Genomic DNA, 1598 nt, shown 5'->3' with positions numbered 1-1598 from the left:
TATTGGGATGAGCAGCATTCTTTAATAGTAGATCGTGATGTTAATGCCGCGATTAACTTGAAGAGGTTGGGGTTGGAGGTAGGGTCGAGAGAAGATGTTACCATCTTCTCCCTCCCATTCGGAACCGTGCTTGCCACTTTCATGGCACACGGCTACTCGGGTGTACTCTTGTCATTTGAGGGCTTCCTCTTTTTCTGACTTGTTTGAGGTTTCTTTCCTGAAGATACGAGTTCCAGGTTATGTTTCCTGATTAATTCCAAGTCGGTTTTAGTTTTAACATCGTGGCAATGCCGATGCAATAGTTGAAGATTTTTGTATTCATCCTTACCTCCAATGGCTCTGGGGACGATGTGGTCAACTTCCATTACATCTTCATTTCTGAAAATAAATTCGCAATGAGAACATTTACCCTTCTGCTTTTTCAATAGCAGTGCCAATCGACTTGACAATTCAGGGTTTTTCCCCATTCTTGAACTCCAATAAACTAGGTCGCCATCGTAAGGACTTTTATCCCCTTTAACTTTCACATAGTCGGTGCTGCTACACTCGAATTCACTATGCTTTAGTAACCTTATAGGGTTCGCTCCCTCTTCTCTGGTTGAGAATACCCAGTTTTTACCGCCAATGGAGTGCCAATACAGTCGATGTCCTGCATTGATGTTTACACAACGGCGTTTTGCCCAAGGTCGAAGTTTCAGGTATGTGAGGTTGTCTTGTTTAGAGAGTTCTCCAACGTTTTTAGCGTCAGAGTTTGTATAAAAAGAAGTCCATCCCCTTATTACAGGGTTTAAGTCTCTAATTAACGCCGACTGTGGCGATGACCTATGTTTTTTGATGATTCTTCCGATTTCCTCTTGGTGAGCCTTACTTGACTTCTTATTTGGGGTGATGAGTGTGTTAAAACCTAATATCTCACCGTGCGTACTTAAACTGCTCCGATGTTTTCCAGCAGGGTATTGCTGGATGTGATGACCTAAAAAGTCAAAACCAGCTTTACCATCCTCACTTAATTCATCCTTGAAAGTGTGAGTTAGCCTCGTCTTCTCAGGCTTTAATTCTAAACCCATGCCAACTAACCATTCCGAGATTATCTCTCGGCCTCTTTGGACTACGAGCTTATCTTTGTGTAATACCACGAAATCATCGGCGTATCTGATGAAGCTCAGGGACGCTACTTTCATTTGCCAGCTAGCTTGATTACCACGACTATCTTTCATGTCTATGGTTCTGGCATATTCCGTGAGTGTATTTTCAAGCCCGTGGAGGGCGATATTTGCCAATAACGGAGAAATGACCCCGCCCTGTGGCGTACCCTCAGATGTTGCAGTGAATACTCCATTGTCAATTACTCCAGATTTTAACCAGGATTTTACTTGTCTCCTGACTTTGCCTTTTATGTTCAACTTTTGGAGTAGTTCATAATGGTTGATGCGGTCAAAACACTTGGCTATGTCTGCATCTAATACAAACTTCGCTTTATGTTGAATACAGACTTTAATCTGCTTAATCGCATCGTGGCATGACCTATTAAACTCAGCGAGACTGTCACCAGCCTCGCTGGTCTTCAAAACCGTGCATGAAAGTTTCCCTTCACACGG

At 42.9% G+C, this 1598-nt stretch carries 1 protein-coding gene; it reads right to left on the bottom strand.

What is annotated here, in order from left to right; all coding sequences use genetic code 11:
- Positions 1 to 152: 152 nt before the first annotated feature.
- A partial coding sequence (locus QT992_RS33325) for a reverse transcriptase domain-containing protein (RefSeq protein WP_333342879.1) occupies positions 153 to 1598 on the bottom strand: 1446 nt, incomplete at its 5' end.

The sequence above is a fragment of the Microcoleus sp. T3_D1 genome (assembly GCF_036700405.1).
Classification (GTDB): Bacteria; Cyanobacteriota; Cyanobacteriia; order Cyanobacteriales; family Microcoleaceae; genus Microcoleus.
The sequence above is the reverse complement of the archived record's forward strand: the minus strand, read 5'-3'. Positions and strand labels throughout refer to the sequence as shown.